Source organism: Streptomyces sp. 5-10, from assembly GCF_014712245.1.
In the GTDB taxonomy this organism is placed as follows: Bacteria; Actinomycetota; Actinomycetes; order Streptomycetales; family Streptomycetaceae; genus Streptomyces; species Streptomyces violaceusniger.
Genome location: NZ_JACVYG010000061.1, coordinates 28,562 through 51,198, shown reverse-complemented (window position 1 = coordinate 51,198; position 22,637 = coordinate 28,562). Strand labels below are relative to the sequence as shown.

Sequence of the window (22,637 nt, the reverse complement as noted above, 5' to 3'; positions counted from 1 at the left end):
TCGAGCCGCACGTACCATCCCGAATCCACGGAGGAAACATGGCCCCCCGCACGGCCACCGCCGCCCTCGTCACCTGCGCGGCGCTCCTGGCCGCCACCGGCTGCTCGTCGAGCTTCGGCGGCGACAAGGAAACACAGCAGGACACCGGCGCCAAACAGCACCTGAAGGTCCTCATAGCCACCTCGGGCGACGCCGAGACCAAGGCGGTCAAGGAGGCCGCGGCCGCGTACGAGAAGCAGTCCGGCAACAAGGTGACCGTCGAAGCCGCCAAGGACATGAACCAGCAACTGGCCCAGTCCTTCGCCGGGCACCGGCCGCCGGACGTCTTCTACGTCAACTCCGACCAGTTCGCGAACTACGCCAAGGGCGACTCCCTCTACGCGTACGGCGACAAGATCAAGGACGCGGACGACTTCGCCGAGCCCCTGCGCACCGCCTTCACCTACGACGGGAAGCTGGTGTGCCTGCCCAAGGACACCTCCACCCTCGCCCTCGCCATCAACACCGACCTGTGGAAGAAGGCAGGGCTGACCGAGAAGGACTACCCCACCTCCTGGGACGAGCTGAGGAAGGTCGCCGGCAAACTCACCGGCGACGGGGTCACCGGCCTGGTCACCAGCGACGAGTACCAGCGCCTCGGCGTCTTCATGAAGCAGGCGGGCGGCTGGATCACCGACGCGAAGCAGACGAAGATGACCGCCGACAGCGCGAAGAACGCCGAGGGGCTCGGCTTCGTGCGGTCGCTGCTGCGGGCCGGCTCGATGAAGTACGCCAAGCAGGTCGACACCAGCTGGGGCGGCGAGGCCCTGGGCAAGGGCAAGGCCGCCATGACCATCGAGGGCAACTGGCTGACCGGTGGCATGAAGCTCGACTACCCCAAGGTGCCGTACAAGGTGGTCCCGCTGCCCGCGGGACCGGCCGGGAAGGCCACGCTGGCCTTCAGCAACTGCTGGGGCGTGGCCGCCGAGAGCGCCCACCGGTCGGCGGCCGTGGACCTGGTGAAGTACCTCAGCTCCGGTGAGCAGCAGCTGAAGTTCGCCGACGGATTCGGGGTGATGCCCTCGCGCACCAGCGCCCTCGCCGAGTACGCCAAGCAGGAGCCGGAAGCCAAGGCCTGGGCCGACGCGGGCGCGTACGCACAGGGCCCGGTGACCGTCGCCGGGTTCGACAAGGTGCTCAGCCAGTTCAACACCCAGCTCCAGTCGCTGCGCACCACGGACCCGAAGAAGATCCTCGCCGACCTGCAGCGCAACGGCGAACAGACCCTCGCGAAGGGCGACTGAGCCGCCATGCCCTTCCGCACCCCCCATCGCACGGCGCGCCGCGTCCCCAGCGGCGCGTCGTCCGGTCCCCGCCCGGCCCCCGGGGCCATCGGCGGGGACCCCCGTACGGTCGGCTCGCCGGGCGCACCTGACGCGTCCGGCGGGTCCGGCCCCAAGGCGGCGCCCCGCACCCCGAACACCCCGCCCGCGGGGCGCCGCCGCGGCGAAGGCGCCTGGGGCTGGCTGTTCGTCAGCCCCATGGTGCTGATCCTCGGCCTGTTCCTGGTGCTGCCGATCCTGATGGCCCTGTGGGTCAGCCTGCTGGACTGGGACGGGCAGTCCAACCCGTTCACCGGGCAGGCGAAGTTCGTGGGCCTGGACAACTACCGGGCGCTGCTCACCGAGGACGGCCTCGACCGCACCCTCTTCGCGACCTCGCTGCGCAACAACGTCTACTACGTGGCGCTGACCGTGCCGCTGCAGACCGGGCTGGCGCTGGTACTGGCGCTGATCGTCAACCAGCGGCTGCTGCGCGCGCGGGGCGCCCTGCGCACCACGTTCTTCTTCCCGTCCGTCACCAGCTCGATCGCGGTCTCCACCGTCTTCCTCTTCCTCTTCCAGGGCAGTGGCGCCGTCAACACGCTGCTGTCCTGGATCGGGGTGAAGGGCCCGAACTGGTTCGCCGACCCACGCGGGGTGCTCTCGGCGCTCCTCGGCGGACTGGGGATCGTCGACCCCGACCACCCCACGGGGGTGCTGGCCGACCACTCCTTCATGGGCCTTTCCTGGTACGAGTGGCTGTCCGGTCCGTCCGTCGCGATGTGCACGATCATTCTGCTGGCCGTGTGGACGACCTCCGGCACCTTCATGCTGATCTTCCTCGCGGCCCTCCAGGACATCCCGCGCGAGCTGGAGGAGGCGGCCGCCATCGAGGGCGTGAACCGCCGCCAGATGCTGCGCCACGTCACGCTGCCCGCGCTGCGGCCGGTGCTCTTCCTCGTCCTCACCCTGGGGACGATCGCCACCTGGCAGGTCTTCGACCAGGTGTATGTGATGGGCCAGGGCGCGCCGGGCAACACGACGCTGACGCCGGCCTTCCTGTCGTACTCGACGGCCTTCGACGACGCCGACTTCGGGCAGGGCGCGGCCATCGCCTTCATCCTGCTCGCGCTGATCCTGTTCATTACCGCCGTGCAGCGCTGGGCGCTGCGGGAGCGCGGTCCCCGCCCCGGGAGGAACCGATGAACGCCCAGGCCACGGCCGCCGCCCAGGCCAAGGCCAAGCCCCCGGCGCGGGGGCGTCCGGTGCTCGGCCGGTTCCCGCTGCCGCTGCGGGTGCTGGGATACGCCCTGGTGGTGGGGGCCGCACTGGTGTACCTGCTGCCGTTCGTGCTCCAGTTGGTGACCGGGTTCAAGACCGACCCGGATGCGGCGGCGCATCCCCTCCAACTGGTGCCCACCACCCCGACGACCGCCGCCTACCAGCGGCTGTTCGGGCTGAGCCAGGCCGGGGACGGGGTGCCGTTCCTGCGCTGGCTGGGCAACTCGGCCTTGGTCGCGGTCCTGGTCACCGCCGGGCGGGTGCTGTTCGACTCGATGGCGGGGTACGCGCTGGCGCGGCTGCGCTTCCGGGGCCGCTCGCTGCTGTTCGGCTTCGTCGTCGGGGTGATGGCGGTGCCCGGGGTGGCGCTGCTGATCCCGAAGTTCCTGGTGCTGAACACCTTCGGGCTGTTCGACACCTACACGGGGATGATCCTTCCGCTGATGGTGGACGCGGCCGGGATCTTCATCATGAAGCAGTTCTTCGAGTCGATCCCCCGGGAGGTCGAGGAGGCCGCGCGGGTGGACGGCGCCGGGGTGATCCGGACCTTCTGGTCGGTGGTGCTGCCGATGGCCCGGCCCGCGCTGATCACCCTGACGATCCTGTCGTTCCAGGGCTCGTGGAACGAGTTCACCCACTTCCTGGTGGCCACGCAGTCCGGCCAGTACGAGACGCTGACGACCGGGCTCGCGCGGTTCGTCTCGGGCGGGCTGGGTGGCGGTACGCAGTACCCGCTGAAGCTGGCGGCGGCCCTGCTGGCGACCCTGCCGGTGGCGGCGCTGTTCTTCTGCTTCCAGCGGTACTTCGTGCAGGGGGCGAACTCGGGGGCGGTCAAGGAATAGCGGTCCGACATTTCAGCCGGTGGGGGCCAGCGGGGCCGTTCGGCCACCGACCGCGGCGGAGAAGTGGTCCGTGACCTGTGCCAGGGCTTCGGCGGTGGCCGGTGCGATGACTGGTGTGCCGTCCTCGGCGATGGTGATGTCCTTGTCGAGGGTGAACCAGCCGGGCACGATGTGCCCCGCGCCCATCGAGCTGAGGACCGGGCGCAGTGCGTAGTCGATGGCGAGCACGTGGGCCGTGCTCCCGCCGGTGGCCAGTGGCAGGACGGTCTTACCGGTCAGGGCGTACTGCGGGAGTACGTCGAGCAGTGCTTTCAGCAGCCCCGAATAGGCGGCCTTGTATACGGGGGTGCCGATCACTATGCCGTCCGCGCGCTCGAACCGGGCCGCGGTGTGAGCGATGGCCGGGTGCCGGAAGTCGGCGGCGAGAAGTGCGTCGGCGGGAAGGGTGCGCACGTCGAGTACGGTCACGTCGTGGCCCTGGAGGCGGAGGCGGTCGTCGAGATGGCGCAGCAGTCGCGCGGTGCGGGAGGTGGCGGAGGGGCTTCCGGAGACGGACAGGATGGCGGCCATGGCGGGACCTTCCAGGAGGGTTGGTGAGGGTGCAGCCGGGCTGGTCAGACTCGCGCTTCGGCGGATGCCCAGCGGTTGACGGGGACGGGCAGCCCGAGATTGCCGCGCAGGGTGTCGGCCGGGTACTCGGTGCGGTACAGCCCACGCTTCTGGAGGATCGGGACGACCCCGTCGACGAAGAGGTCGAGGTCGTCGTCGGTGCGGAAGGCGAGGTTGACGCCGTCGAAGGTGCCGGCGGAGAACCACCGCTCGATGGTGTCGGCGACCGTCTCCGGCGCACCGACGAACGGCGAGCGCCGGAACTCCCCGACCGACTCGGCCACCTGGCGCAGCGTCAGTTTCTCCGCCGTGGCGCGGGCGATGATTTTGGCGGCGCCGGTCCGGCCGCCCTTCTCGGCGAGGTGTGCCACGTCCGGGAACGGCGCGTCCAGATCGTGCACGCTGAAGTCGTAGGCGCCGAAGGAACGGCCGAGGAGTGCGAGATTGCGGTCGAAGTCGTTGTCCTCCTCGAAGATCTCCCGCTCGCGGCGCCGGGCCGCTTCGTCGGTCGCGGCGACGACCGGGCCGCCATGGACGAAGATCTTGATGTGTTCGGGATCGCGCCCGTAGGCGGCGGTGCGGCGCTTGATGTCGGCGTAGTACTCCCGCGCCTGCTCCAGCGAGCCGCCCGGCGCGTAAATGCCTTCGGCGACCCGCGCGGCGAGGTCGCGGCCCTCTTCGGAGACTCCGGCCTGGAAGATCACCGGCTGTCCCTGGGGCGAGCGCGAGAGGTTGAGCGGGCCCGCCACCTTGAAGTGCTCGCCCTCATGGTCGAGTCGGTGCAGCTTGGACGGGTCGAGGAACACGTTGCGCTCGACGTCGGCGGGGAAGGCGTCGTCCTCGTAGGAGTCCCACAGACCGCGGGCGACCTGTACGAATTCCAGGGCGCGGCGGTAGCGGGTGGTGTAGTCGAGGTGTTCCTCGAGCCCGAAGTTCCGGGAAGCTCCCGTGTCGAAGCTGGTCACGACGTTCCATCCGGCGCGGCCACCGCTGATGTGGTCGAGGGAGGCGAACCGCCGGGCCAGGTTGAAGGGGGAGTTGTACGTCGAACTCGCCGTGCCGACCAGCCCGACGTACCGGGTGTGGGTGGCGACCGCCGACAGCAGCGTCAGCGGCTCCAGCCGGTTGAGGTAGTGCGCCGGGTAGGTGGCGTTGATGAACTGGCTGTCGACGATGAACAGGGCGTCGAAGAGGGCGTGCTCGGCGGCCTGCGCCTGCCGGATGTAGTAGTTGATGTCGATGCTCGCGTTCTTCGGGACGCGCGGGTCCTTCCACAGCCCGTGCTGGCCCGGGCCGCCGACGCCGTACGGGTGCAGCGCGAAGTGGAGCGTGCGGGACATGGGGGTTCCTCCCTGTGGTCGGATTCAGGCGTGCAGCAGTGCGCGAAGTGCCTCGCGTTCGGCCCGGTCGGCGGGCGCGGCGCGCAGCGTGGGGGCGGAGCTGACGAGCAGCCGGGTATAGGGGTGCCGGGGGCGGTTGATCACCTCGGCGGCGGTCCCGACCTCGACCAGCTCGCCCCGGTACAGCACCGCGACGCGGTCGGCGATCCCGGCGACGGAGCCGAGGTCGTGGGAGATGAAGACGAGGGCCACCCCGTCGGCGCGCAACTCCTCGAGGATCCGCAGGATCTGGACACGGTTGGCGGAGTCCAGGGCGCTGACCGGTTCGTCGAGGATGACCAGACGCGGCTCGGCGACCAGCGCCCGGGCCACCGCGACCCGCTGGCGCTGGCCGCCGGAGAGTTCCCCGGGCAACCGGTCGAGCAGGTCTTCGGAGAGCCGGACGCGGGGGACGAACGCGCGGACGTGCGCCGCCGCCTCATCGAACGGGACGCCCCTGATCAGCAGCGGCTCGGCCAGGGAGGTCTCGATGGTGAGGTCCGGGTCGAGGCTGCGCAGCGGATCCTGGAAGACGTACTGGACCACGCCGCGACGGCGCAGACCGCGCCATTGACGCTGATCGTAGGCGCTGACGTCCTCCCCGCCGATGACGACCGACCCCGCCGAGGCGCGTACCAGGCCGAGCACGGCCCGTGCGAGCGTCGACTTGCCCGATCCGGTCTCGCCGATGATGCCGAGGGTCTCGCCCGGGGCGACGGTCAGCGAGACCCCGTGCAGGGCCCGTCGGCGCCTGCGGCGAGACCCGTAGTGCACGTCCAGACCGGTGACGGAGAGGACGGGTTCCCGGCCGGGCGCGGCGCCGGCGGAACCCTCCTCCCGCGGCGGCTCGGTGGTCACGCCTCCTCCTTCGGGTCGAGTTTCGGGTCGAGGAACTTCTCCAGGCCGTAACTCTCGTGCTCGGTGATCAGCAGCTGGGTGTACTCGTGCCGCGGGGCGTGCAGCACTCTCCCGGTCGGTCCGTGCTCGACCACCTCGCCCTGCCGCATGACGAGGACCTCGTCGCACAGCTGGGCGACGACGGCCAGGTCGTGGGAGACCACGACAAGGGCCATGCCGGTCCGCTCGCGCAGATCGGCGAGCAGGTCGAGGATCTCGGCCTGGACGGTGACGTCGAGCGCGGTCGTGGCCTCGTCGGCGATGAGGATGCGCGGGTCGGCGGCGATCGCCGCCGCGATCAGTACGCGCTGGAGCATGCCGCCGGACAGTTCGTGCGGGTACTGGCCGTAGACCAGATCGGCCTCCCGCAGGCGTACGGCCCGCAGCAGTTCGACGGCCCGGCGGCGGGCAGCGCCCCGCCCCAGTCCCTTCTTGACCCGGACGACCTCGGCCACCTGCGCGCCCACGGGGATCGAGGGGTTGAGGTAGGAGGCCGGGTCCTGGAAGACCGCGCTGATCGTGAGGCCGTGCAGAGCCGTCCACTGTGCGGGGGACAGCTCCGCGATGTCGGTGCCGTGGATCTCGATCGATCCGCCGGTGACCTCGAAGTGCGCGGGCAGGATGCCCAGCGCCGCCCGGCAGGTGATGGTCTTTCCGCTGCCGGACTCGCCGACGATGCCGACCACTTTGCCCGGGGTGAGCGTGAAGCTCACGCCGTGGACGATCTCGCGACCGCCGGCCCGGTCACTGATGCGGACGTCGCGCAGTGACAGCACGGGCGACGGGGGGTCGGGCGGAGCGCCGGGGCCGTGCCCGAGGGTTTCTCCCGGGGCGCGGTTCCTGGACACGGTCGCCATCACGCACCTCCGGTGGGGACGGGGCCGGCCTTCTCGATGCCGTGGGTGCCGGCCTTGCGGCGGCCCACAAGGGCGCGGCCCGCCTCGCCGGAGACGTCGCGGATCGCGTCGGCGAGGAGGTTGCCGGCCCAGACGGTGATCATGATCAGCAGTGCGGGGGGCAGCGGCGCCCACGGCTGGTGGCTGAGATAGCCCAGGTCCGAGGCGAGCAGTCCGCCCCAGGTGGGTGCGGGAGGCTGGACGCCGATACCGAGGAAGGTCAGGCTGGAGACGATGACGAAGCCGACACCGATGGTCTGCGCCAGCGCGACCGCGATCGGCGGCAGCACCTTGACCCACACATGACGGCGTACCACCCAGCCGACGGAGGCGCCGGCCAGGAGCGCGGCCTCCACGTAGGGCGAGCGGGCCACCGACAGGGTGGCGGCCCGGGAGACCCGGTAGAACAGCGGGGACACCAGGACGCCGGTGACGAGCATCGCCTGGGTGAGGCCGTTGCCGAGCAGTGCGATCACGGCGACGGCGAACAGCAGGAACGGCAGGGCGACCAGCGTGTCGGCCAGGCGGAGACTGACCCATTCGAAGGCCCGTCCGAAGTAGACCGAGAGGATGCCCGGTACGGAGCCGACGGCGAGTGCCGTGAGCGCGACTTCGAGGGAGCCGAGGACGCTCACGCGTGAGCCGTCCAGGAGGCGGCTGAGCACGTCACGGCCGAGGTAGTCCGTCCCCAGCCAGTGCTCGCCCGATGCCGCCGCGAGCGTGTTGTCGCTGGTGGCGAGGGGGTTCTGCGGGGCGAGCAGCGGACCGAACACGGCCAGCAGGATGGTCACGGCGAGGATGCCGACGGCGATCCGTCCGGACGGGAGGGTGAGAACGCGGCGCAACATGGTTCACACCCCCCGCTGGGACGCCGGCGTCACGTGTGCCAGCACCAGGTTGACGATCAGGTTGAAGGCGACGACCAGAACGATCGACACCACCAGGACCCCCTGGACCGCGGGCACGTCCCCGGCCTGGGCGGAGTCATTGGCGAATCGGCCGAAGCCCTGGAGGCCGAAGACCCACTCCGTGATGACGGACGCGCCGACCAGTGCGGGGAACTTCAGGCCGAGCGTCGCGAGCGCGGGCCCGAGGCCGTTGCGCAGCACATGGACGAAGAAGATCCGTCGCGGACTCAGGCCCCGTACCACCGCCCCGATCACGTAGTTCTCGCGATAGGCGGCGATGAGGCTGGTGCGCAGCTGCCGGGTGACGTCGGCGATCACATCGAAGCTCAACGCGACGGCGGGCAGGGTGATGTGGGCGAGCCACGGGCCGAGCCCCTGCTGGGCCGGGACGTATCCGGCGGACGGGAAGGCGCGCAGCCCGACCGCGAAGACCGCCACCAGCACGATGCCGACCACGAACGCCGGCATCACCGAGATCACCGTCACCAAGCCGGTGATGGCGCGGTCGATCCAGGTGGTGTGCCGCAGGGCGGCCACCGTGCCGAGGCCGAAGCCCACGACCACCCCGATGAGCAGTGCGAAGGTCGCCACCGACAGGCTCACGCCCAGACCGAGGCCGATGAGGGTGGAGATGTCGGCGCCGTTGGTCCAGCTGGCACCGAGCTGTCCGTGCAGCACGCCGGTGAACCAGTCCCAGTACTGGACCAGGAAGGGCCGGTCGAGGCCCCACTGCGCCTCGACCCTGGCGATGGCCGCGGGGGTCGCCTGCTCACCCAGCTGGATGCGGGCAGGGCTGAGCCCGCTGAGCGAGCGCAGCGCGAACGTCACGAACGTCGCGACCAGGAAGACCGGTACGAAGATCGCGACGGACCGGACGAGGGTGACCAGGACGCGGCCGAGCGCACGCCGTGTCCGGGCCGCGGCGACCCCGCCAGTGAGGTCGGACGGTGCCCGGGCCTCGGTCGTCGTCATGGGCTGTCCCTGTCTGTCGTGGACGGATGTCAGTTGCCGCCGGAGATGGTCACACCGGTCCAGTCGATGTGGGCCGGGTTCTTCGGCAGATCGGAGATCGTCTTGCTCTTGGCCATGAGGTTGGGCGAGGAGTAGGTGAAGACCAGCGCCTTGCTCCGCAGGCCGGCCCGTGTCGCCGCTCGGAGGACCTTGGCGTAGTCGGGTGAGGTGAGCGGGGTCCGGCGCACCTTGGCGATGGCCGCCTCGAAGCCGGCCGGCTCATAGGGCGAGCTGAGGTTCAGCGGGCCGTCGGGGCCGAAGTGGGCGGTCAGGGTCTGGGCGGCGGAGTCACGGCCGGTGGTCGCGTAGAGGGAGAAGGCCAGGTCCTTGGCGAAGAACGGGGTGGCCCAGTTCTTGTCGATCTTGATTTTGACGCTGATTCCGACCTTGGCCAGTTGCGACTGGACGATCTCCGCCTGCGGGTCCTCCTCCCGGATGACCAGGTTCAGCTTGATCTGGCCGCTCTTGTGGCCCGCCTCGGCGAGGAGCTTCCTGGACTTCGCCGGGTCATAGGGGTAGGCGTTCTCCGACTTCGGGTCGTAGGCCACGTACCCCTGGGGGAACGGCTGGTCGGTCGCCCGCCCGTAGCCGAAGGTCAGCTTGTCGACGAACTCCTTGCGATTGATCGCATAGCGGACGGCGTCGACGACCTTGTCGTCGTTGAACGGCGCCTTGTTGATGTTGAGGCTGATGTTGGAGGCGTTGAAGCCGGGCTGGACGAACACGTCCAGGCCCGCCTTCTTGGCGGCCCGTGCCTGGCTGGGGTCGATATCGGCGAAGTTGTATGTGCCGGTCTGCAGACCGGAGACGACGGTGGTGGCGTCGGGTGCCGAGGTCAGCTCGACGTTGTCGATATGGATGTTCCTCGCATCCCAGTAGTCCGGGTTCTTCTTCAGCACCGCCTTGGTGCCCGGTATGAGCTGCGTGACGATGAACGGGCCCGCGCCGACCGGATTTTGGTCCAGCTTCGCCGGGGAGGCGGCCGCCTTGGGGCTGGCGATCTGCAGCACGCGCTGACCGAGCAACTGCGGGATCTGGTAGTCGACCTGGGTGAGATGGACGACCGCGTCCAGTCCCTTCGCCTCCACCGACCTGATCGAGGTCAGGTCGCCGAAGAGTGCCGAGTTCTTCTGCTTCTTGGCCCGCTCGACGGCCGCCTTGACCGCGGCACCGTCTACCGGTGCGCCGTCGCTGAACTTCAGATGGGGCCGCAGGTGGAAGGTGATCTGGTCGCCCTTGGCGTTGTATTCCCAGCTCTTGGCCAGGTCCGGTACGGCCTTGCCGGTGGCGTCGGTGCGTGTCAACGACGCGTACACCAGGGAGAGTTCCCGGAACTGAGCACCACTGCCACCGACGACCGGGTCCCAGTGGGTGGGGAAGTAGGAGGATGCCCATGTCAGCGCGGCGCCGCCACCGGCGGACGCCGCCCCGCCGCCGCAGCCGCTCAGGGCAGGGGCGACCACGGTGACCAGGGCGGTTCCCAGAGCGGCGACACGCAACCGCCGGGCTCCGCGGGCGGATGGAAGGTGGGGTCTGGGGCGGTGGGGCGTGAGGCGTCCGGACATCACTGTTTCTTTCTTCGAAGGTTCCGGCTCCGCCCGGCGGCGGGCGTGGCGCGGGCACACCCCCGTGCCGGACGCCGTCCACCCCCGGGCGTCCACGCCGACGTGGGCCTTCGGGCATGGGTCGGTGGCGCCGGGCGCGGGGCATCAGGCGTCGGCGGACGCACGGGGAGAGGGCCGGGATACCGAGGGGAGGGCAGACGGTGAAGCGCCGAGGAAGGGGCGCACCAGGAGGTATGAGGCGCGGTGGGACGGCGGGCGGCCGGTTCCGGTGGGGCGGATCGGGGCCGGTGGGCCGTGGGCGGCAGGTGGTCAGCGACAGAGCGCGCTGGAGGTGCGCCGCAGATCCACGTAGCGGCACACCACACCGGGGTGCGTCGTGAGCATGTCGCAATCCTGGCCGCAGGCGTCACCGACTGTCAATGGACACCTATTGGTATCTCATTGTGCGGGATGTTTTTTGAGCGCTGTTGCCGCAGCTCAGAGCCTGCCGGGCAGGGCGGAGACGTCATCCCGTCAGGTCGCCCTCCCGCTCGTTCACCGCCGCGTAGTGCCGCAGCTTCTCCTCGTCGACGCGCACCCCCAGACCCGGGCCCCGCGGGACGGTGAGGCGGCCGTCGATGAGCGGGATCGGGTCTGCGATGTCATCGGCGTGCAGGTAGTACATGCTGTCGATGGCGCGGCTGAGCAGCGGGGTGCTGGCGACCACGGCGAGATGGGCGGCGGTGGCGATGCCGAGTTCGCCGCCGCTGTGCAGGTTCATGCCGAGGCCGAAGGTCTCGCAGTGGGCGGCGAGGGCCTTGGTCGGTGCGATGCCGCCCCACTTGTAGACATCGCCGTGGACGACGTCCACCGCGCCGAGCCGCACCGCGGGAGCGAAGTCCTCGAAGCGGACGACACACATGTTCGTGCACAGCGGGATCCGCACCTTGGTCCGCACCTGGCTCATGCCCTCGATACCGGGGCACGGGTCCTCCAGGTACTCCAGGTCCAGCTCCTCCAGCTTGATGCCCGCACGCACCGAATCCGGCACCGACCAGGCCGCGTTGGGGTCGACGCGCAGTTCGGTGTCCGGCAGCGCGGCCCGCAGCGCGCGGAGGTTGGCGACATCGCCGTCCACATCGCCGGTGCCCTTGAGCTTGACCGCCGGGAAACCGCCCTCGGCCACCACCCGGGCGGCGTGCTCGGCGAGCGCTTCCGGGGTGGCGCCGTCGGCGCGCGTGACGAGCGCGGTGAGCGGGACGGTGTCGCGTACCGCCCCGCCGAGCAGATCGGTGAGCGCGTGGCCGGTGGCCTTGCCCATGGCGTCCCAGCAGGCCACGTCCAGGGCGGCGATGGCGGCGTAGCCGAGGTAGCCGTGGAAGAACGGCACCATGTGCTGCTTGCGGTGGAAGGACTCCAGGGCGAACGGGCTGGTGCCGATGAGATCGGGCGCGAGCTTGCGGACGAGCGCGGCCACCGGCTGCCCCCACATCGTCTCGCCCCAGCCGTCCACCCCCTCGTCGGTCCTGATCCGGACCACGGTGCGGGTCTCGCCGGTCTTGGTCTCGAAGGAGCTGGTGAACGGGGAGGTGAGGGGGAGGTTCACGACCCAGACGTCGACGTGTGTGACCTTCATGTACGAGGCTCCTCAGATGGCACCGGGGGCGGTTGCTTCGGCGAACGCCCGGATCGCGCGGGCCAGTTCGGTGGCGCGGGTGGACAGCTCGCCCGGGTCGGGGCGAGCCGTGGACGGGTCGTCGGTCATCCCGCCCACCCGTGCCCACTCGCCGTGCCGCTCGGCGGTGAGGCCGGGGTGCGGCGGGGCGTTGAAGAGCGGCGGGGCACCGGCGGGAGAGTGCGGCTCGATGGGCGTACGGACCAGGTCCGGGTGGGCGGCGAGCATGAGGGAGGTCTCGTAGCGGCCGGCGTGCCCGGGGTTCTCCAGCGACTCGCCGAGGCTCCAGTAGGAGCAGGCCGCGAACGCGCCCTCGGCACGCAGTGCGTGTTCCTTGACCGCCAGGCGCATGATCTCGTCATTGCCGCCGTGGCCGTTGACGATCATGACGCGGTGGAAGCCGCTCTCGGTGAGGGACCGCAGAATGTCGCCGAGGACCGTCGCCAGGGTGCCCGCCGACAGCGACACCGCGGCCGCGAAGAGGTGGTGCGGGCTGTGCCCGTACGGCAGGGCGGGCAGGCGTACGACCGGCGGCCCGTCACCCGCCAGCAGCTCGGCCGCCCGGTCCACCACCGCCGTGACCAGCAGGGTGTCGGTGCCCATCGGCAGATGGGCGGCGTGCTGTTCCTGCGAGCCGATGGGCAGCAGGGCGATGGCGTCGGCGCCCGCGGCCCGGGCCTCGCGCCAGGTGAGTTCGGTCAGCCGGAGCACTGGGGTACTACCTCCTGGGTTGATGGCGTGGCAGAGTCTGCGCATGGCCGCACTCGCCCCCGACGGCGGACGCCCTCGGCTCCGCCTGGTGCCCGACCCCCCGGTCGCCCCCGCACGCCCGCTGCTGGGCGCGGTGGAGGTGGTGCCGGGACAGGTGCGGGCGGCGCTGGTCGACACTTCCGGAAAGCTGCTGCGGCGCACCGCGGCCGGTTTCGACCCGGCGGCGCGGGAGCCGGCCGGAGTGGACGCGGCGGTGCGGCAGGCCGCCCTGGAGTGCTTCGACGGGCGTGATTTGACCGGGGTCGGGGTGGCCGCGGCCGGCCTGGTGGACCCGGAACGGGGCACGTTCATCGAGGTCAACGACGTGCCTTCGCTGCGCGGCTACCCGGTCGCGGAGGTGCTGCGGCGGGCGCTGGGGGTGCCGGTGTACATCGAGCACCGGGCCCGGCTCCAGGTGCTGGGCGACCGGTGGTTCGGCGTCGGCCGGGGCCTTCGGTCCTTCGCCTCGGTGTCCACCGGCGAGGTGCTGGGCGTCGGGGTGTTCTTCGGCGGCGAGTTGCTGGCCCCGCACGGTGGCCGTAGCGGGGCCCATATGACGGTGCTGGCCGGTGGCGAGCCGTGCACCTGCGGGGCGCGTGGCTGCTGGAAGACCGTGGCCACGACGCGCTGGCTGCGGCGGCGGGCACAGGCGGGCGGACTGGGCGCCGGAATGACGCTCGAGGCGCTGGTACGGCGCGGGGACGGTGGCCGGCCGGTGGTCGAGGAGTACGCCGACAACCTCGCGCTCGGCCTGGTCAACATCCAGCAGCTCTTCGCGCCCGGTCTGTTCGTGCTGCACGGCGAGGCCGTCGAGGGCGGGGAGGGGTTCCGGGCCCGGGTCGAGGAGCGGCTGCGGCGGGACAGCGGCTGGTCGACGGCCGCCCCGCCGCGGGTGGTGCTGGGGGAGGCGGGCCGGCCGGACGACGTGGCGCTGCTCGGCGGCGCGGGGCTGGTCCTCACCCACCGGTAGTCCCGCCGCCGATCCCGGTCCCCGTCCTGTTCCCGGCCCTGGTCCGGTACGCGTCGGGGCGTGGCACGGCGGCCAGCAGCTCGCGGGTGTATGGGTGCCGGGGCGCGCCCAGCACGGCGGCGGTCTCCCCGCACTCGACCACCCTGCCGTGCCGCAGCACCGCCACCCGGTCGGCGATCCGCTGGACCACGGCGAGGTTGTGCGAGACGAACACGTAGGTCAGGCCGTGCTGCCGCTGGAGCTCGGCCAGCAGGTCCAGGACCTGGGACTGGACGGAGACGTCAAGGGCGCTGGTCGGCTCGTCCAGCACCACGAGCCGCGGCGAGGACGCCAGCGCACGGGCGATGGAGATGCGCTGGCGCTGCCCGCCGGAGAACTCGTGCGGGTACCGGTCCTGCAACCCGGCCGTCAGCCCCACCGACTCCAGCAGCTCGCCGACCCGCTCCCGCAGCCGCGTCCTGGCGCGCCGACCGCGGTAGGTGGCGTCATGGGTGACCAGCGGCTCGGCCACGATATCGGTGACTCTCATGCGCGGGTTCATGCTCGAGTACGGATCCTGGAGCACGACCTGCATCCCGGCCCGTAGCGCGCGCAGCTCGGCGGGCGGCAGTGCGGCGAGGTCGTGGCCGTCGAAGCGGACGGTCCCGGCGGTGGGGTCCAGCAGGCCCAGCAGCAGCCGGGTCAGGGTCGTCTTCCCGGAGCCGGACTCGCCGACGAGGGCGAAGGTCTCGCCGTCCTCGACGGTGAGCGTGACGTTGTCGACGGCGAGGGTGCGGGTGGCGCCCGGACCGGTGAACTCCTTTGACAGACCGTCGAGTTCGAGCAGTCTCGTCCTCCGGGACGTTTTGGCGGTCGTCATGATGTCGGCTCCAGTCGCGGGGTGGCGGCCAGCAGGTCGCGGGTGTACCGCTGCCGTGGCGTCTCGAAAACCTCGGCGACCGTGCCGTGCTCCACCACCCGGCCGGCGTTCATCACCACGACCCGGTCGGCGGTCTCCGCGACCACCCCGAGGTCATGGGTGACCAGCACCACCGCCATGCCGTGCCGGGCGCGCAGCTCGGCGAGGAGGTCCAGGATCTGCCGCTGCACGGTGACGTCCAGGGCGGTGGTCGGCTCGTCCGCGATGAGCACCCGTGGCCGGCCGACCAGCGCCGTCGCGATCATCACACGCTGACGCAGCCCGCCGGACAGCTCATGCGGATACTGCCGCGCCCGCAGCTCCGGATCCGGGATGCCGACCTCGTCCAGCGCCCGTAGTGCCTCCGCCTTGGCCCCGGCGCGCGAGGCCCCGCGGTGCGTACGCAGCACCTCGGCCACCTGGTTGCCGACCCGCTGGAGCGGGTCGAGGCTGGTCATCGGGTCCTGGAAGACCATCGCGACGTCGTTACCGCGCACCTCGCGCAACCGCTTCTCCGGCAGCGCGAGCAGATCGCGGCCGTCGAGGAGGATCTCGCCGCCGGGGTAGACACACGGCGGCTCGGGGTTGAGCCGCAGCGCGGCGAGCATGGTGGCCGACTTGCCGCTGCCGGATTCGCCGACGACGGCCAGGGTCTCTCCGGCGTGTGCCGCCAGGCTCACACCGCGCACGGCGTGCACGGGGCCGGTGGCGAGCCGGAAGTCGACGTGCAGATCGCGGATCTCGAGCACGGGAGCGGGTGTGGTCATCGGCGGTACGCCTTCGGGTCCGCGACGTCGCGCAGTGCGTCGCCGGTGATGTTGATGGCCAGGGAGGTGAGCATCAGCGCCAGCCCGGGGAAGACCGCGACCCACCACGAGGTGCCGAGATAGAGCTGGCCGTCGGCGAGCATCGAGCCCCAGGTGACGGTCTCCTTGGGCACACCGAGGCCGAGGTAGCTGAGCGAGGCTTCGGCGACGATGGCCGCCGCGATGTGCAGGGTGGCGATGGTGGCCAGGTGCGGCAGGACGTTGGGGAGCAGGTGCCGGCGCATGATCGTGAGGTCCGTGACGCCGGTCGCCCGGGCCTGGGTCACATAGTCGCGGGTGCGCAGCGACAACACCTCGGAGCGGACCACACGGGCGTACGCCACCCAGCCGGTGAAGCCGAGCACCAGGACGACGTTCCACAGCCCGGAGCCGAGGAAGCCGACGATGGCGAGCGCCAGCAGCAGTGAGGGGAAGGCGAGTTGGATGTCGGCGAAGCGCATCAGGGTCCGGTCCGGCCATCCGCCGCGGAAGCCGGCGAACAGGCCGCACACCGCCCCCACCACCCCCGCGAGCAGCGCCGCCCCGATGCCGACGAGGAGCGAGACCCGGGAGCCGTAGATGACACGGGACAGCACATCGCGGCCGAGCTGGTCGGTGCCCAGCGGGTGGGCGAGGCTGCCGCCGCCCTCCCAGGCCGGGGGTGTGAGCCGGGCGAGGAGCTGCTGCTCGGCCGGGTCGTCCGGGGCGAGCAGCGGCGAGAAGACGGCGGCGATCACCAGCAGCGCGAGGACGCCGAGGGCCGCCAGGGAGAGCCGGCTGCGTACGACGGTCATGTCTGGGCCCGCACTCTCGGGTCGAGGAGGCTGTAGGAGAGGTCGACCAGCAGGTTGACGAGCACGAAGGCGGCGGCGAAGAACAGGACGGCCGCCTGCACCAGCGGGAAGTCCCGGTGCGAGATGGCCTCCACGGTCAGCCGTCCGATGCCCGGCCAGGAGAAGACCTGCTCGGTGAGGATCGCCCCGCCGAGCAGCCCGCCGAACTCCAGGCCGATCACGGTGACGGTCGGCAGCGAGGCGTTGCGCAGCCCGTGTGCGAGCACTACCTTCGCCGGGCCGAGTCCCTTGGCCTTCGCGGTGCGGATGTGGTCCGAGCCGAGGACGTCGATGAGCGAGGAGCGCAGCAGCCGGGCGATGACCGCGATGGAGTAGACGGACAGGGTGACGGCGGGCAGCACCAGATGCGCGAAGGTGCCGTAGCCGGAGGCCGGAAGCACCTTGAGCCGCACCGAGAAGAGCAGGACCAGCAGGATGCCGACCCAGAACGGCGGGGTGGACTGGCCGAGCAGTACCGCGGTCATCACGCCCGTGTCACCGGCCCGGCCACGGCGCGTCGCGGCGTAGATCCCGGCCGGAATGGCGATGACGAGGCTGAGCACCAGGGCGCCGGCGGCGAGTTCGAGGGTGGCCGGGACGCGGTCGGCGATGACCTGGCCGACCGGTTCGTGGTAGACGAGCGAGTCGCCGAGGTCGAGCCGGAGCAGTCCCCACAGGAAGTCGCCGTACTGCGCGATCAGGGGCTGGTCCAGGCCGAGTTGGGAGCGCAGCGTGGCCTCCTGGGCGGCGGTGGCGTCCGGGGGCAGCAGCTGTTTGACCGGGTCGCCGGAGAGCCGTACCAGAACGAAGGCCAGGGTGGCGGCGGCGAAGAGCACGCCGACGGCGGTGGCGAGGCGGACCAGGACATGGCGGAGGAGGCCGGACCTCGGCTTCGGTACGGTGACCGTCGGCCGGACGGAGGTGGCCGTCATGCCCGCACCTCCGCGCTCTCCATGGCCAGCGAGCCGTTGACGACCGGGGTCCAGCGCACCCGGGTGGTCCGGGCGAGGATGATGTCCTGCTGGTAGAGCGGTACGAACGGGGCCTCGCGTTTGATCAGGCGCTGGAGCGCGGTGAACGCGTGCTGCCGGTCTTCGGGGTCCATGGACAGCTCCTCGGCGTCGATGAGCCGGTCGGCCTCCTTCGACACCCACCGGCTCTGCCGGCGGTCATGACGCACGTTCGACTGCACCATGGACGCGCCGTCGAGCGTCCAGGCGGTGGAGGCGGCGAGGTAGACGGGGCCGAGTGCGTGCCGGTTGTCGGAGGTGAGGCGGGCGGAGAAGGTGCCGGGGTCGAGCAGGTCGACGCGGGCCCGGATGCCGGCGCGGTCGAGCAGGCCGGAGATGGCCTCGGCGACCTGGGCGTCGTCGTTGGACGCGGTGAGCGTGGTGGTGAGGCCGTGCGGGTGGCCGGCCTGGGCGAGCAGCCGCCGGGCGGTGCGTATGGAGCGCCGGAAGGGCTCGACCGACCCGTCGAAACCGACGACGCCGCGCGGCAGCATCGCGGGCACCTCGCGCGCCTTGCCGTCCAGTACGGCCTTGATGAGCAGCGGCACGTCGACGGCGTGGTTGAGCGCCTGGCGCACGCGGCGGTCGCGCAGCGGTCCGGAGGCGGTGTCGAGGTTGAGGTACGCGGTCCGCACGCCCCGGTGGCTCTCCAGCTCCACGCCCGCGTAGCCGGACAGCTGCCGGGCGGCGTCCGGGGTGAGCCCGGTGACCAGGTCGACCTCGTCGCTCTGCAACGCGGCCAGCGCGGAGGCGGGGTTGGGCAGCGCGCGGAAGACGAGGCGGTCGGCCCCGGGGGAGCCGTGGAAGTGGCGGCGGTTGGCGCGCAGCCGTAGCTCGCGGTCGCGCCGGAAGGACTGGAAGACGAACGGCCCGGTGCCGACCGGCCGCTTGGCGAAGGCGGCGTCGCCGACGTCGGCGAGGTACTTCGGCGGCACGATCACGCCGCCGAAGAGCGACAGCTTCGCGGGCAGGATCGGGTCGTGCAGTGTGGTGTGCACATCGACGGTGTGGCGGTCGACCACGCGGACCGAGGTCACATACCGCAGCTCGACGATCGGCGACCGCGTCTTCGGGTCGAGTACCCGCTCGATGGAGAACTTGACGGCATCGGCGTCGAACTCCTCCCCGTTGTGGAAGCGCACACCTTCGCGGAGGCGGAAGCGCCACACGGTCCTGGAGCGGGGCTCCCAGGAGGTGGCGAGCCGGGGGGCGAGCCGGCCACAGGCATCCCGGGTGGTGAGGGTGTCGAAGATGTTGATCAGGACGTTCATGGAGACCATGTCGCCCTGCTTGTGCGGATCGAGCGTGGTGGGGTCGGTCGGCTGCGCCACTCGGAGGACGCCGTCGCCGCCCGCGCCCGCGGCCGTTCCGCATCCGGTGAGCGCTGTCGGCGCGGCGATGGCGGGGAGTGCGAGCCCGCCCAGCCGAAGGGCCTTGCGGCGCGACATTGATGGAGGAGTCACGATCTGCCCTCCGCGGGATATTCCATTGAACGGTTCGTCCGTTCCGGGAGCCGGAACGATGATGCGTTAAGCTAGGCGACATGCCGAAGCCGGTCAATACCTCCGCCTCCCGCCGTGAGGAGTCGCCCGCCGCCGCGACGGGCCCCGTGGACAAGGCACTCGCGGTGCTGGACGCGCTGGTCCAGCCCGATGCCCCGCACCGCCTGGCCGACCTCGCCGCCCGCACGGGACTGCCGAAGCCGACCGTCCACCGCCTGCTGCACACCTTCGCCGAGGCCGGGTACGCGGTCCCGGGCCCCGGCGGCACCTATCAGGCCGGGCCGCGCCTGCTCGGGCTCGCCGCCACGGCGCTGGCCGCCAGCAGCGAGCTGCGGCTTGCCCGCCCGGTCCTGGACGACCTGCGGCTGCGCACCGGTCACTTGGCCCACTTCTCGGTACGGGACGGCGCCGTGGCGGTGCATGTGACGCAGTCGGAGCCGTCGGCCACGTACCGCATGCCGCTGACCGCGGGCGGCGAAGTCCCGCTGTACTGCTCGGCGGTGGGATGGGCGATGCTGTCGGCCCTGCCGTCCCCGGCGGCGGCGGAGCTTCTGGGCACGGAGCCGCTCCCGGCCCGTACGGCACGGACGCTGCGGGACCCGGAGGCCGTGCTCGCCGCGCTGCCCGCCGTGCGCGAGCGGGGCTACGCGGTCGATGACGAATACGCGGAGCAGGACGTCCGCGCCATCGCGGCCCCGGTGCTGGGGCCGGGCGACCGGGTCGCCGGGGCGGTCGGCATCATCGGGCTGACGTTCACGCTGGACGAGGAGAGCGTGGCGGTGCTGGGGCCGATGGTGCGGGCCGCCGCCGGTACGGTGACGGCGGCGTTGCGCGGCGGGGCGGGGGCGCTGGGGATCGTACGGGGGCAGGAGTGAGCGGGGCCGCGGGCGGCCGGATGCCACGGGGGGCGGAACGGACGGGAACGGCCTGCCCGCCCCCGGCGGATCGGCTGGCAGGCGCACCGGCGGACCGGCAACAAGGCCCCCCGGCGGACCGGCAGACAGGCCCACCAGCGGACCGGTCGGCACGGCTCGCGGCACTCTTGGCGGCCGGCCGCCGGGCCGGGATCTACTCCGCTGCCGCCTGGTCGGTCGGCACCGCGGACGGGCGGGAGACCCACGGGCACCTGGGCACACGTCGCTGGGGCGGGGCGGAGCTGAACGGCACCGAGCTGTGGGATCTGGCCTCGGTGACGAAACCGATCGTGGGCCTGGCCGCACTGCGGCTGGCGGAGGCGGGGGCGCTCCGGCTGGACGACACGGTCGGCGCGTATCTGCCGGAGTATCGCCGCGTGCCCGGCAAGGCGGACATCACCGTCACGCAACTGCTCACCCATACCTCCGGCCTGCCCGGCGGCACCCCGCTCTGGCGCGCGCACTCCGACCGGGACGGGCTGCTGGCCGCCCTCCGGGGCTTGCCGCTCCGCGGGGCGCCGGGCACGGTGGTGGAGTACTCCTCCGCGGGGTTCGTCCTGCTCGGCCTGATCCTCGAACGGGCCGCCGCGACCGGCCTGGACGAGCTGGTGGCGAAGCAGGTGTGCGAGCCGCTCGGGATGCGCGAGACGGTCTTCGCGCCCGGCCCGGCGGCCCGTGAACGCGCGGTCTCCACCGAGCTGTGCACCTGGCGCGGCCGTCTGGTGACCGGCCAAGTGCACGACGAGAACGCGGTGGTGCTCGGCGGAGTCTGCGGCCACGCCGGTCTGTTCGCACCGCTGGCCGACATGGACCGGCTGGGCCGGGCGCTCGCGGCGGGCGGCGAGGGCCTGCTGAGCGCGCCCGGCTTCGCCCGTATGACCGCCTGCCATACGGAGGGCCTCCCGCTGCGCCGCTGCCTCGGCTGGCAGGGGCGGGACGCGGTGGGGTCGCCGGTCGGTACGGCGATGGGGCCGTCCTCGTACGGCCACACGGGCTTCACGGGGACGAGCCTGTGGGTGGAGCCGGCGGTGGACGGAACCGAGGCGGACAGGGCGGGAGCGGAAGGCCGCTACTACGTCCTCCTCACCAACCGCGTCCACCCCAGCCGTGATCCCCGCCGCTTCCCCGCGGTCCGCCGCGCCTTCCACCACCACGCGGCGGCCTCGCCCGCCGCGGTCCGGCTCAGCTTCGGTGCCGATCGGCCGAGAGGAAGTACTGCCGGCCGGCGAGATGCTGCAAGTGGGCCGTGGTGACATCCGCGGCGCCGCGCTCCGCGACGACCCGTCGGTCCTCCGGAAGCGCTGACGCGTTTCCCGGAGCGAGAAGACCGGCTTCGCTCAGCACCCGCCCGGACATGGACGGCGGGACCGGCAGCTCCATGAGCCGGCAGATCGTCGGGGGAATGTCGAGGTGGTCGGCCGGGAGCGGGGATTCATGGGCGGTTCGGAAGCTCGGCCCGTTCAGTACGAGTGGTATGCGCATGTCGCCGGCCGAGGTGGAGCCGTGGCCCCCCGCGAACCGCGCGCCGCCTCGGACGCTGTGACCGATGTGCGGATTGCCGAGTCGGTCGTGGTAGGTGAGCGACACATACGCGAGCAGGCCGTCGGCGGCTGTTCGGGCGGACCACAGACCGGCCGGCGGAAGGACCCCCGGGACGTCGCCGTCGGCGAAGACCGGCCCGGACCACTCCGCCGACATGATGGCGTCGAGGATCGCATCGATCTGCGTGGTCCGGAGGCGCCGCCGCGCGTACACCAACAACCCGCCGTTGTTCTCGACGAGTTGTACGGCATCGGCGAGCGACGGCGGAATCAGGGACTCGATGTCGGCCACGTCGACCGTGTGCGTCGCGTTCGAGAAGCCGTGGTCGGCCGTCACGATGACATCGGTGTGCGGTGCCTGCTCACGGACCCGGTCGATCAGCCGACGTAGCCGGCGGTCGATCTCGGAGAGGGCATCGTCCCCGGCCGGGCCATCGACGCCGTTGCCGTGTTGCACGTCGTCCAGCTCGCCCGACCACAGGACGAGGACATCCGGCGCCAGCTCCGGAATGACGTAGTCGACGATCAGGTCGGTTGCCCAGGCCAATGCGGGGAACGGACCGTCCCCGGCCTGGGGGAGACTGCCCGCGAGGCGGCGCCGGACACTCTCGGGCCGCGCGTAGAAGGCATCATGGCCGAACGGACGCGCGCCTATCGCGGCCCCGTGCCCGTCGACCGCTCCCGGATTGAGCAGCAGTGTGCAGCCGTTCGAACCCGTTCCGACGGCGACGAGCTTGCGCCCGTGGTCGGCGAGGTGTTCGCCCAGAGTCGGCACGGGGAGCAGCCGATCACCCCGCAGGGAGCGGAGCAGCTCCAGGTGGTCGGGGCGGCCGGTGTCGATGAGGTGTCCATCGGCCCACAGGCGGTTGCCCGCGATTCCGGTGACGCCGGGGGGTGCTCCGCCGGCCAGGGACGCCGCGGCGGGGCGGGTCAGCGACGGTGCGACCGAGCGCGCTTGCCGGTAGGACACGCCGCGCTGTGCGAGTTCCGTGAGGAACGGCATCTTCTGTACATCGGTCGCCCGTAGGCCATCGACGACCACGAGGAGCGTGCTCACCATTCCGTGTTCT

At 71.6% G+C, this 22,637-nt stretch carries 21 protein-coding genes; 6 read left to right on the top strand and 15 right to left on the bottom strand.

From position 1 onward, the window contains the following. Positions 1 to 38: 38 nt before the first annotated feature. The 3 genes from IEJ02_RS40900 (at position 39) to IEJ02_RS40890 (ending at position 3,424) form a co-directional block, all read left to right on the top strand. Positions 39 to 1,283: a sugar ABC transporter substrate-binding protein gene (locus IEJ02_RS40900; RefSeq protein WP_191069408.1), complete on the top strand. Its 1,245-nt coding sequence runs from the start codon at positions 39 to 41 to the stop codon at positions 1,281 to 1,283. 237 nt (positions 1,284 to 1,520) lie between these two features. Then, a complete protein-coding gene (locus IEJ02_RS40895; protein WP_191069418.1) occupies positions 1,521 to 2,507 on the top strand; it encodes a carbohydrate ABC transporter permease in 987 nt (328 codons plus the stop codon). Beyond that, on the top strand, positions 2,504 to 3,424 hold the full coding sequence (locus IEJ02_RS40890) for a carbohydrate ABC transporter permease (protein WP_191069407.1): 921 nt from the start codon (positions 2,504 to 2,506) through the stop codon (positions 3,422 to 3,424). Before IEJ02_RS40895 ends, IEJ02_RS40890 begins: the two co-directional genes overlap by 4 nt. 12 nt (positions 3,425 to 3,436) lie before the next feature. Here the strand turns inward: IEJ02_RS40890 and ssuE are convergent, their stop codons facing one another. The 9 genes from ssuE to IEJ02_RS40845 form a co-directional block, all read right to left on the bottom strand. Beyond that, positions 3,437 to 3,994 carry an NADPH-dependent FMN reductase gene (gene ssuE / locus IEJ02_RS40885; protein ID WP_191069406.1) on the bottom strand — a complete coding sequence of 186 codons (558 nt, stop codon included), beginning with the start codon at positions 3,992 to 3,994 and terminating at the stop codon, positions 3,437 to 3,439. A 44-nt stretch (positions 3,995 to 4,038) separates the two neighbouring features. Further along, the gene (locus IEJ02_RS40880; RefSeq protein WP_191069405.1) at positions 4,039 to 5,373 is read right to left on the bottom strand and encodes an NtaA/DmoA family FMN-dependent monooxygenase; all 1,335 of its coding nucleotides are present in this window, start codon (positions 5,371 to 5,373) and stop codon (positions 4,039 to 4,041) included. A gap of 24 nt (positions 5,374 to 5,397) precedes the next feature. Continuing rightward, positions 5,398 to 6,270, bottom strand: a complete 873-nt coding sequence (locus tag IEJ02_RS40875; protein ID WP_191069404.1) for an ABC transporter ATP-binding protein — start codon at positions 6,268 to 6,270, stop codon at positions 5,398 to 5,400. Then, positions 6,267 to 7,166: an ABC transporter ATP-binding protein gene (locus tag IEJ02_RS40870; protein ID WP_164427384.1), complete on the bottom strand. Its 900-nt coding sequence runs from the start codon at positions 7,164 to 7,166 to the stop codon at positions 6,267 to 6,269. The genes IEJ02_RS40875 and IEJ02_RS40870 overlap by 4 nt, the downstream gene beginning before the upstream one ends. Then, positions 7,166 to 8,053 (bottom strand): ABC transporter permease, encoded by an 888-nt coding sequence (locus IEJ02_RS40865; RefSeq protein ID WP_191069403.1) that lies wholly within the window; start codon positions 8,051 to 8,053, stop codon positions 7,166 to 7,168. The genes IEJ02_RS40870 and IEJ02_RS40865 overlap by 1 nt, the downstream gene beginning before the upstream one ends. A 3-nt stretch (positions 8,054 to 8,056) precedes the next feature. Then, complete coding sequence (locus IEJ02_RS40860) at positions 8,057 to 9,085, bottom strand: ABC transporter permease (protein ID WP_191069402.1); 1,029 nt, start codon at positions 9,083 to 9,085, stop codon at positions 8,057 to 8,059. A 29-nt stretch (positions 9,086 to 9,114) separates the two neighbouring features. Further along, positions 9,115 to 10,689 carry an ABC transporter substrate-binding protein gene (locus tag IEJ02_RS40855; protein WP_191069401.1) on the bottom strand — a complete coding sequence of 525 codons (1,575 nt, stop codon included), beginning with the start codon at positions 10,687 to 10,689 and terminating at the stop codon, positions 9,115 to 9,117. A 505-nt stretch (positions 10,690 to 11,194) separates the two neighbouring features. Continuing rightward, positions 11,195 to 12,304, bottom strand: coding sequence for a mandelate racemase/muconate lactonizing enzyme family protein (locus tag IEJ02_RS40850; RefSeq protein WP_191069400.1), 1,110 nt, complete (start codon positions 12,302 to 12,304; stop codon positions 11,195 to 11,197). A gap of 12 nt (positions 12,305 to 12,316) precedes the next feature. Next, on the bottom strand, positions 12,317 to 13,099 hold the full coding sequence (locus tag IEJ02_RS40845) for a creatininase family protein (protein WP_191069399.1): 783 nt from the start codon (positions 13,097 to 13,099) through the stop codon (positions 12,317 to 12,319). Here IEJ02_RS40845 and IEJ02_RS40840 point away from each other — a divergent pair. Continuing rightward, entirely contained in the window at positions 13,098 to 14,063 is a 966-nt protein-coding gene (locus IEJ02_RS40840; protein ID WP_191069398.1) for an ROK family protein, read from the top strand. The two genes, IEJ02_RS40845 and IEJ02_RS40840, sit on opposite strands and share 2 nt — an antisense overlap. On the opposite strand, the gene IEJ02_RS40835 is transcribed toward IEJ02_RS40840, so the two are convergent. The 5 genes from IEJ02_RS40835 to IEJ02_RS40815 are packed head-to-tail and all read right to left on the bottom strand — an operon-like array spanning position 14,050 to position 19,058. Continuing rightward, positions 14,050 to 14,922, bottom strand: coding sequence for an ATP-binding cassette domain-containing protein (locus IEJ02_RS40835; RefSeq protein WP_191069397.1), 873 nt, complete (start codon positions 14,920 to 14,922; stop codon positions 14,050 to 14,052). The genes IEJ02_RS40840 and IEJ02_RS40835 overlap by 14 nt on opposite strands. Then, positions 14,919 to 15,728: an ATP-binding cassette domain-containing protein gene (locus IEJ02_RS40830; protein WP_191069396.1), complete on the bottom strand. Its 810-nt coding sequence runs from the start codon at positions 15,726 to 15,728 to the stop codon at positions 14,919 to 14,921. The genes IEJ02_RS40835 and IEJ02_RS40830 overlap by 4 nt, the downstream gene beginning before the upstream one ends. Further along, entirely contained in the window at positions 15,725 to 16,561 is an 837-nt protein-coding gene (locus IEJ02_RS40825; protein ID WP_191069395.1) for an ABC transporter permease, read from the bottom strand. Before IEJ02_RS40825 ends, IEJ02_RS40830 begins: the two co-directional genes overlap by 4 nt. Then, on the bottom strand, positions 16,558 to 17,532 hold the full coding sequence (locus IEJ02_RS40820) for an ABC transporter permease (RefSeq protein WP_191069394.1): 975 nt from the start codon (positions 17,530 to 17,532) through the stop codon (positions 16,558 to 16,560). Before IEJ02_RS40820 ends, IEJ02_RS40825 begins: the two co-directional genes overlap by 4 nt. After that, positions 17,529 to 19,058: an ABC transporter substrate-binding protein gene (locus IEJ02_RS40815; RefSeq protein ID WP_191069417.1), complete on the bottom strand. Its 1,530-nt coding sequence runs from the start codon at positions 19,056 to 19,058 to the stop codon at positions 17,529 to 17,531. The genes IEJ02_RS40820 and IEJ02_RS40815 overlap by 4 nt, the downstream gene beginning before the upstream one ends. Before the next feature lie 95 nt (positions 19,059 to 19,153). Here IEJ02_RS40815 and IEJ02_RS40810 point away from each other — a divergent pair, with 95 nt between their 5' ends. Both IEJ02_RS40810 and IEJ02_RS40805 read left to right on the top strand, forming a co-directional pair. Next, complete coding sequence (locus IEJ02_RS40810; RefSeq protein ID WP_191069393.1) at positions 19,154 to 19,987, top strand: IclR family transcriptional regulator; 834 nt, start codon at positions 19,154 to 19,156, stop codon at positions 19,985 to 19,987. Then, the gene (locus IEJ02_RS40805; RefSeq protein WP_317986049.1) at positions 19,984 to 21,279 is read left to right on the top strand and encodes a serine hydrolase domain-containing protein; all 1,296 of its coding nucleotides are present in this window, start codon (positions 19,984 to 19,986) and stop codon (positions 21,277 to 21,279) included. Before IEJ02_RS40810 ends, IEJ02_RS40805 begins: the two co-directional genes overlap by 4 nt. Here the strand turns inward: IEJ02_RS40805 and IEJ02_RS40800 are convergent. Next, positions 21,209 to 22,627: an alkaline phosphatase family protein gene (locus IEJ02_RS40800; RefSeq protein ID WP_191069392.1), complete on the bottom strand. Its 1,419-nt coding sequence runs from the start codon at positions 22,625 to 22,627 to the stop codon at positions 21,209 to 21,211. The two genes, IEJ02_RS40805 and IEJ02_RS40800, sit on opposite strands and share 71 nt — an antisense overlap. Positions 22,628 to 22,637: the final 10 nt, after the last annotated feature.